This window comes from Halomonas sp. PR-M31 (assembly GCF_001039575.1).
Classification (GTDB): Bacteria; Pseudomonadota; Gammaproteobacteria; order Pseudomonadales; family Halomonadaceae; genus Modicisalibacter.
Genome location: NZ_JIBT01000094.1, coordinates 1 through 7,336, shown reverse-complemented (window position 1 = coordinate 7,336; position 7,336 = coordinate 1). Strand labels below are relative to the sequence as shown.

General features: G+C 56.4%; 7 protein-coding genes and 1 pseudogene. 5 read left to right on the top strand and 3 right to left on the bottom strand.

All coding sequences use genetic code 11. The features are described from left to right. Positions 1–961, top strand: a 961-nt coding sequence (locus tag CH74_RS17560; protein WP_367379137.1) for an MFS transporter, incomplete at its 5' end; no start/stop codon positions are given. 108 nt (positions 962–1,069) lie between these two features. Here the strand turns inward: CH74_RS17560 and msrA are convergent. Continuing rightward, complete coding sequence (gene msrA / locus CH74_RS17555) at positions 1,070–1,708, bottom strand: peptide-methionine (S)-S-oxide reductase MsrA (protein ID WP_253273118.1); 639 nt, start codon at positions 1,706–1,708, stop codon at positions 1,070–1,072. 226 nt (positions 1,709–1,934) lie between these two features. On the opposite strand from msrA, the gene CH74_RS17550 reads away from it, so the two are divergent. The 3 genes from CH74_RS17550 to CH74_RS17540 are packed head-to-tail and all read left to right on the top strand — an operon-like array spanning position 1,935 to position 5,473. Beyond that, entirely contained in the window at positions 1,935–4,103 is a 2,169-nt protein-coding gene (locus CH74_RS17550) for an FAD-dependent oxidoreductase (RefSeq protein ID WP_048308834.1), read from the top strand. Positions 4,104–4,160: 57 nt separating this feature from the next. Continuing rightward, positions 4,161–4,796, top strand: coding sequence for a CDP-alcohol phosphatidyltransferase family protein (locus tag CH74_RS17545; protein WP_048308833.1), 636 nt, complete (start codon positions 4,161–4,163; stop codon positions 4,794–4,796). Then, positions 4,793–5,473 (top strand): DUF3047 domain-containing protein, encoded by a 681-nt coding sequence (locus CH74_RS17540; RefSeq protein WP_048308832.1) that lies wholly within the window; start codon positions 4,793–4,795, stop codon positions 5,471–5,473. Before CH74_RS17545 ends, CH74_RS17540 begins: the two co-directional genes overlap by 4 nt. 86 nt (positions 5,474–5,559) lie before the next feature. Here the strand turns inward: CH74_RS17540 and CH74_RS17535 are convergent, their stop codons facing one another. Continuing rightward, a complete protein-coding gene (locus CH74_RS17535) occupies positions 5,560–6,042 on the bottom strand; it encodes a peptidylprolyl isomerase (RefSeq protein ID WP_048308831.1) in 483 nt (160 codons plus the stop codon). Positions 6,043–6,281: 239 nt separating this feature from the next. Between CH74_RS17535 and CH74_RS17530 the strand changes: the two genes are divergently transcribed. Next, entirely contained in the window at positions 6,282–6,560 is a 279-nt protein-coding gene (locus tag CH74_RS17530) for a hypothetical protein (RefSeq protein ID WP_048308830.1), read from the top strand. Between the two features lie 128 nt (positions 6,561–6,688). Here the strand turns inward: CH74_RS17530 and CH74_RS17525 are convergent. Further along, positions 6,689–7,155: pseudogene (locus CH74_RS17525) on the bottom strand (glycine zipper 2TM domain-containing protein). Positions 7,156–7,336: the final 181 nt, after the last annotated feature.

Here is a 7,336-nt window from a genome sequence, read left to right as displayed (position 1 = left end):
CTCCCTGGTGATGTCTGCGGCATTGCTGACCCTGGCTTGTTCACTGCTCATATTCGGACCGCTGTCCGATGCCATCGGACGCGATCGCATCATGCGGTTTACCCTGCTGGCGGCGGCGCTCTGTTCGCTGTCGCTGATGTTCGTCGATGATTTCATGCTGCTGCTCCTGGTGCGTGCGCTTCAAGGCTTGGTACTGGGAGGACTGCCGGCAGTGGCCATTGCCTGGATGGGGGACGAATTCGATCATCGAGCCCTGATGCTGGCGGTGGGGCTTTATATCAGTGCCAATACTCTAGGGGGGATCGGTGGGCGAGTGGTAGGCGGCTTTGCCGGGGAATATGGGGGATGGCACGCAAGCTTTATGGCAGTAGGGCTGCTTAGCCTGGCTTGTGTCGCGGTCTTCTGGTGGCTATTGCCAGCGGCACGCAGCTTCGAGTCACGGCCGTTTCGTCTGAAGGTTGCCCTCAAGGCCCTGGCCGATCACCTGCGCAATCCGCTGCTGCTCTCTGCCTATTTGATTGGCGGGCTCAATTTCTTCATTTTCATCAATCAATACAGCTACATCACTTTTCGCCTGCACGAAGCGCCTTACGCCCTGTCGATGCAGTGGCTGGGCATGATCTTCGTGACTTATCTGGGCGGCACCCTGGGGTCGGCGCTATCCGGCAGGCTGTCCCAGCGCCTACCTCAGCCGATATGCATGATGGTGGGTATCCTGATCCTGATGGGCGGCACTCTGGTGACACTGAGCGCATCCCTGCCAGTCATTTTGCTGGGCCTCGTGATCAACGCCTTTGGTTTCTTTCTGTGCCACTCCATGGCGTCGAGCTGGGTGGGGCGCCAGGCAACCCACTCCCGGGGCAGCGCCACGGCGCTCTATCTCGTGTTCTATTATCTCGGGGCAAGCTCGGGGGGTTCTATCTCGAGCCATTCTGGAGCATGGCCGGCTGGCAGGGGATAGCACTGGCTTCCTGGCTGGTGCTGGCAGGAACGTTGAGCCTGGCTATCTGGCTATGGCGCCGAACGGCGCCATAGCCAAGGCATCGTTACAGGAACGGTATCGAAGACACTACTTGCTGCCGGGCAGTCCTGCCTGGTCGCCCCAGATTTCCTTCAGCCGGTCGGTGCGGCCACAGCCCGCCTTGTAGAAGCGATAGCGCACCGGGTTCTTCTTGTAGTAATCCTGATGGTAGCCTTCTGCTTTCCAGAATTGACTGGCGGGAACGATCTGGGTGGCGATCGGCTGACCGAAGCGCTCTTCCAGTTCTTTCTTGGTTTTCTCGGCCAGGCTTTTTTGCTCATCGTTCTGATAGAAAATGGCGCTGCGATACTGGGCACCGCTGTCGCAGAACTGGCGATTCTCGGCGAAGGGGTCGATGTTGTGCCAGAAGGCTTCCAGCAGGGTGGCATAGTCCACGGTCTGCGGGTCGTATTCGACCTCCACGGCCTCGGTGTGCTGGGTCTCGCCTCGGGAAACCTGTTGATAGCTGGGGTTTGACTTTTCGCCACCGGTGTAACCGGACGTGGTAGCCTTGACCCCCTCGATTTCATCGTAGGCCTCTTCCATGCACCAGAAGCAGCCTCCGGCGAAGACTGCGGTGGCATCTTCGGCCTGGGTTTTCTCGTCTTGGGTTTTCTCGGCTAGGGCAAGAGTGGGAAGGGCAGACGCTGCTAGTGTCAACGCCAACGGAAGCAGTAACTTGCGCACATCGTTCTCCATGAATGGATTTTGTAGGGTACTGATTGGAAACGTTTTGCCTTGTCTAGTTCCTTGATGCAATCTTTCTTTACCGTCGACGATGATATGTAAGGTTTGATCGCTACCTACGACGGTATTGAAACCTGACGTAAAAACCCATGCTCAACCACTATCTTTTTGATCGATACTCTTTCCATCACCGCCTTATCAATTTGCGTCCAAGGGAGACTATAAATTGAACCGAAAGCGTCTAATCATTCTCGCCGTCATCGTTCTGGCAATCGTTTTATTCTTTGTCAGTGGCGCCAATGAAGCGCTGACCCTGGACAACATCAAGAATCAGCAGGCTCGTTTTCAAAGCTGGTTCGTCGCGGACCCATGGCTGGTAGCCGGTGGCTTCTTTGCCATCTATGTGGCCATGGCAGCGCTGTCGTTACCTGGGGCGGCATTGCTGACCCTGCTCGCCGGGGCACTGTTCGGGCTGGGTTGGGGGCTTCTAATCGTCTCTTTCGCCAGTGCCATCGGCGCGACCCTGGCTTTTCTCATTGCGCGGCTTCTGGCCCAGAAGCCGCTGGAACGGCGCTTTTCTCGTCAGCTTGCCAGCATCAATCGTGGCATCGATCGGGAAGGCGCCTTTTATCTGTTCACCCTGCGTCTGGTACCGATCTTTCCTTTCTTCATCATCAACCTGGTGATGGGGTTGACCCGCATGCGCACCCTGACATTCTACTGGGTCAGTCAGGTGGGCATGCTGCCGGGCACTCTGGTCTACGTGAATGCTGGCCAAGAGCTGGGAGAGTTGCAAAGCCTTGGTGGCATTCTCTCACCGGGTCTGATTGCTTCTTTCGTGCTGATCGGCATTTTCCCCTTGCTGGCGCGCTGGATCGTGGATCTCGTCAAGCGTCGTCGAATAGCGCGCCGCTATGGCAAACCTCAGGGGTTCGATTACGACATCGTGGTGATCGGCGCCGGTTCTGCGGGGCTGGTGGCAAGCTACATTGCTACCGCGGTCAAATCCCGGGTGGCCCTGATTGAACGAGATCGCATGGGAGGGGATTGTCTTAATACCGGTTGTGTGCCCTCCAAGGCGCTGATTCGCGCCTCGCGCATTGCCCAGACGGTGCGGGACGGCGAACGCTTCGGTATTCACGCCGAAAAGCCGCGGATCGATTTCAAGCAGGTCATGACCCACGTGCACCGGGCGATAGACGAGATTGCACCCCACGACAGCCCGGAACGCTATGAGTCCCTGGGCGTTGAGGTGATCAAGGGCGAGGCTCGCCTGCAAACTCCTTGGGAAGTGCGGGTCGATGAACGGGTATTGACCACTCGACATGTGATCATTGCCAGCGGCGCACGGCCCAAGGTGCCTGAGCTGCCCGGACTCGATTTGATCAAGGTGCTGACCTCGGAAAACCTCTGGCAGCTGGATACATTGCCCGGACGGTTGGCGGTTTTGGGGGGTGGTCCCATTGGCTGTGAACTAGGTCAGGCCTTTGCCCGGCTCGGCAGCCGGGTCACGATAGTGCAGCAGGCCGACCAGCTGCTGCCCCGAGAAGATGCAGATGTCGCCGAAGTGCTGCTTACACAGATGCGCAGCGAAGGTATCGAAGTGCGCCTTGGCTCTACCGCCACTGCAATAGAACCAGGGCCGAGTCATGGCGATGACGGCAAGGTACTGGTCATCGAGCATGATGGAGAAACCCAGCGTCTGGTCTTCGATCGTCTGCTGGTGGCCGTCGGTCGGGAAGCCAACGTCACGGGTCTAGGGCTGGAAGGTTTGGGCATCGGTACCAACGCTCGAGGCACGCTGGACGTGGATGAGACCCTGCGCAGCCTACACCCCAACATCTGGGCCTGTGGCGATGTGGCGGGGCCTTATCAGCTGACTCATGCCAGCGCCCATCAGGCCTGGCACGCTACGGTCAACGCGCTGTTCGGCGAACTCAAGCGCTTTCGCGTCAACTACCGCAACATGCCGGCGGTGACCTTCACCCAACCGGAGGTGGCCCGGGTAGGGCTTAATGAGCGCGACGCCATGGCTCAGGACATTGCCTTCGAGATCACCCGCTATGAGTTTGCCGAACTCGATCGCGCCATCGCCGAAGGCGAAACCACGGGTTTCATCAAGGTGCTCACGGTGCCGGGCAAGGATCGCATTCTGGGGGCAAGCATCGTTGGCGATCACGCCGGAGAGCTACTGGCGGAATTTACCCTGGCCATGACCCAAGGCATTGGCCTCAACAAGCTGCTGGGTACGATCCATCCTTACCCGACCTTCTCGGAAGCCGCCAAGGCAAGCGCCGGACTATGGAAGAACGCCCACAAGCCGGAGCGGGTGCTGGGCTGGCTCGAGCGTTATTTTGCCTGGCGCCGGCACGGTCGCGATCATGGTCGTAAATAGCCAACAGTCGTGAATGAAACGGCGTTGAAAGCGATGAGAAGAGAAGTGGGGTAGCGCATGCTCGATCGCTGGTCGATGCGCTGGGTGCAGCCGCCGTTGACTCGGTTTGCGGCAGCGCTGGTCAAACGTCGGATCACACCGGATCAGGTAACGCTGCTCGGTTTCGTGATCGGGCTGCTGGCGCTACCGCTGCTAGCCATGCAAGCCTACGGCGCCGCGCTGGGGGTCATTTTACTCAATCGCCTGATGGACGGGGTGGATGGGGCTCTGGCGCGACATACTCAGACCAGCAGCGATGCCGGTGGCTTTTTGGATATCGCACTGGATTTCGTGTTCTATGCGGCGGTAGTGCTGGGCTTTGCCCTGGCCAATCCCAATGCCAACGCCTTGGCTGCAACGCTTTTACTGTTTGCGTTCATGGGCACCGGCAGCTCGTTTCTGGCCTTTGCGATCATGGCAGCCAAACATGATATCGAGCGGCCACATTTTACTCATAAAGCGTTTTTCTATCTCGATGGGCTAACCGAGGGTACCGAAACGATTCTGGCTTTTGTCGCCTTTTGCGTTTGGCCCCAGCATTTTGCGCTACTGGCGATCGTGTTCGCTGTCGCCTGCCTCATCACCACAGCGACCCGGCTCTGGGGTGGCTATCGTACGCTCAAGCATCTCGAATCGAAAAGGACAGCATCATGAGAACGCTGCAACTGGCGGGACGATACGGGACGGCAGGATTGATGTTGATGATGGCACCCGATGCAGGCGCTCAGTCGCTCGAGTTCAGCGCGTCAGATATCGCCGCCTGGCCAACACGCTCCTTCGAGGGTGAAACCCGTTATTCTCTGGTCACGCAGGCAGGGCAGCAGGTGCTTCAGGCCGAAGCCAACGCTCAGGCTTCCGCCAAGTATCTGGAACGTGAGATTGATTTGACCGAGACGCCGTATCTACATTGGTGCTGGAAGGTTGGGGATATCTACCAAGGGCTTGACGAGACCACCAAGGCAGGAGATGACTATCCCGCAAGAGTGTATGTGGCGTACAAGACAGGAATTTTGCCCTGGCAGGTACAGGCGGTGAACTACGTCTGGTCCAACAATCAGCCGGTCGGTACGCAATGGATAAATGCCTTTACCGAGCGGGCTCAGCTGCTGGCCCTGCAAAGCGGTCGGCGGCATATCGGGCAATGGGTTGCGGAGGTGCGTGATGTACGCGAAGACTTCAGTAAACTGTTTGGCAATAGGCCGAACGAGGTCAATGGAGTGGCATTGATGAGTGACGGTGACAATGCAGGAGGCAATGCCACTGCGTGGTTCAGTCAATTAGGCTTTTCTTCATCATCTCAAGCGCCGGCATGCCCCGATCAGTCGCAATAGCGGCTGGCTAACAGATTTAAATGCAAAAAGAGGTGGCCGTAGCCACCTCTTTTTTAATGCAATTTCAATGCAATCCGAACACGTGATCAGTGTTCGTGGTCGCCTTCGCCATGCACGTGACCATGCTCGACTTCTTCCTGAGTCGCGTCGCGCACTTCAGAAATTTCAACGTCGAAATTCAGCTTCTGACCTGCCAGAGGATGATTGCCGTCAACGGTGACGGTATCGCCTTCTACTTTGGTCACGGTGACCATCAACGGGCCACCTTGGGTCTGTGCCTGAAACTGCATGCCTGGCTCGATGGATTCCACTCCCTGGAAAGAATCCCGCGGCACCTCTTGAACCAGTGCGGGCTGATTTTCCCCGTAGCCTTCTTCAGGAGTAACCGTTACTTGCAGTTTGTCGCCATCCTGGCGTCCTTCCAGTTCCTTTTCCAGGCCCGGAATGATATTGCCGGAACCATGAAGATAGGTAAGCGGTTCACGGCCTTCCGAACTATCCAATACTTCACCGGAATCGTTGGTCAACGTGTAATGAAATGCGACAACTGAGTTCTGCGCAATCTGCATGTTAAGGTGAACCTTTCGACAAGATATGTGCCTTCAATGGTAACGTGCCATTCTCAGCCTGTCAGGGTGTGCAAAGAATTTTCATGCGCGAGGGATTCTAAATGACGATGATTCAAGAATGAATCTTTCAACTGACAGTGAGGGTAATACGCCTGTCGCTATTGCACGGACAAGAAGGGCTGGAGTACCCTGCCGTCACCTTTTAAAGCCCTCTATTCTTCCCCTTCAGGAGTAACATCATGACTGCGACCTTGATTTGGCTGATCGCCTTCGCCCTCATTCTGACGCTGATAGTGAAAGGGTGGGACGGAGAGTTGGGCAAATTCTTTGAACGCAGAACGCCGGCGACGTTCAAGAGCAATCGAAATGATCGCTGGATCTGGGGGATCGCCTTGGCGGTGCTGGGAGCTACCTTCATCGTGAAGCCAATTTCCATGTTGATGACGCTGCTACTGCTGGCCCTCATCATCTGGATTTTGGTCAAGCTAGTGCGCTGGGGCATTGCCAAGGCCCATTGACAGCCCGGCTCGCAAGCCGCTGTTTGGAAAATATTTGTTTGACCATCAGATATTTACAGCGAAAAGCCTCGCCCAATCTGGGCGAGGCTTTTTACTATCCAACGGATCTTAGTGTGACAGAACATACTTCAATAAGGCGCTACGCTCATGTTGGAGCCGCTGCCGATCAGACGCACTCGCTGACCTATTTGCCAGTTACGATCGGCTTTCTGCACTACGATTACCGAATCGCCGCTATCCCGGCGGACTTCCATTTCCACGGCATTGACGCGGCCCGCAGTATCTTCGACTTTCTTGCCGGCGATGCTGCCACCAATGCGCCCGCGGCGGTGGCGATAGTACGTCCTGAACCGCCACCAATCTGATTACCCAGCAGGCCGCCCATCACCGCGCCGCCTAGTCCCCCAAGCACGCCTTGATTTGGCCCGTCTGCCTGGATATTGACCGGACGCAATGCCTCGATGGTGCCGTAAGTTACCGACTGGCCAGTCTTGGCCTGGCTACCTCGATAGGTGTCTCCGGAATAGAGGTCGCTATTGGCGCAGCCTCCCAGGGTCAGCAGTCCCAATGCGATTACAGGGAGATAACGAGTCAGCTTCATAGTTTGATCTCCAAAGCAGGTTTATTTAGAAACAGTGTTTTGTTAAAAGTTTAACGCGAACAGGTTGGAATGGCTACTTATTAATAGACTACCTATTTAAGGTTTGGTGCGAGGTAGGGTTGTTATCAAGGAATGATTGTCGGGCTAAGCGCTAAAAAAGAACGGTAAACGAATG

What these genes read in the sequence shown, in the direction of transcription:
- CH74_RS17545 (WP_048308833.1), top strand. Translation starts at nt 4,161, where the DNA reads ATGCTCGATCGCTGGTCGATGCGCTGGGTGCAGCCGCCGTTGACTCGG.
- CH74_RS17540 (WP_048308832.1), top strand. Translation starts at nt 4,793, where the DNA reads ATGAGAACGCTGCAACTGGCGGGACGATACGGGACGGCAGGATTGATG.
- CH74_RS17535 (WP_048308831.1), bottom strand. Translation starts at nt 6,042, where the DNA reads ATGCAGATTGCGCAGAACTCAGTTGTCGCATTTCATTACACGTTGACC.
- CH74_RS17530 (WP_048308830.1), top strand. Translation starts at nt 6,282, where the DNA reads ATGACTGCGACCTTGATTTGGCTGATCGCCTTCGCCCTCATTCTGACG.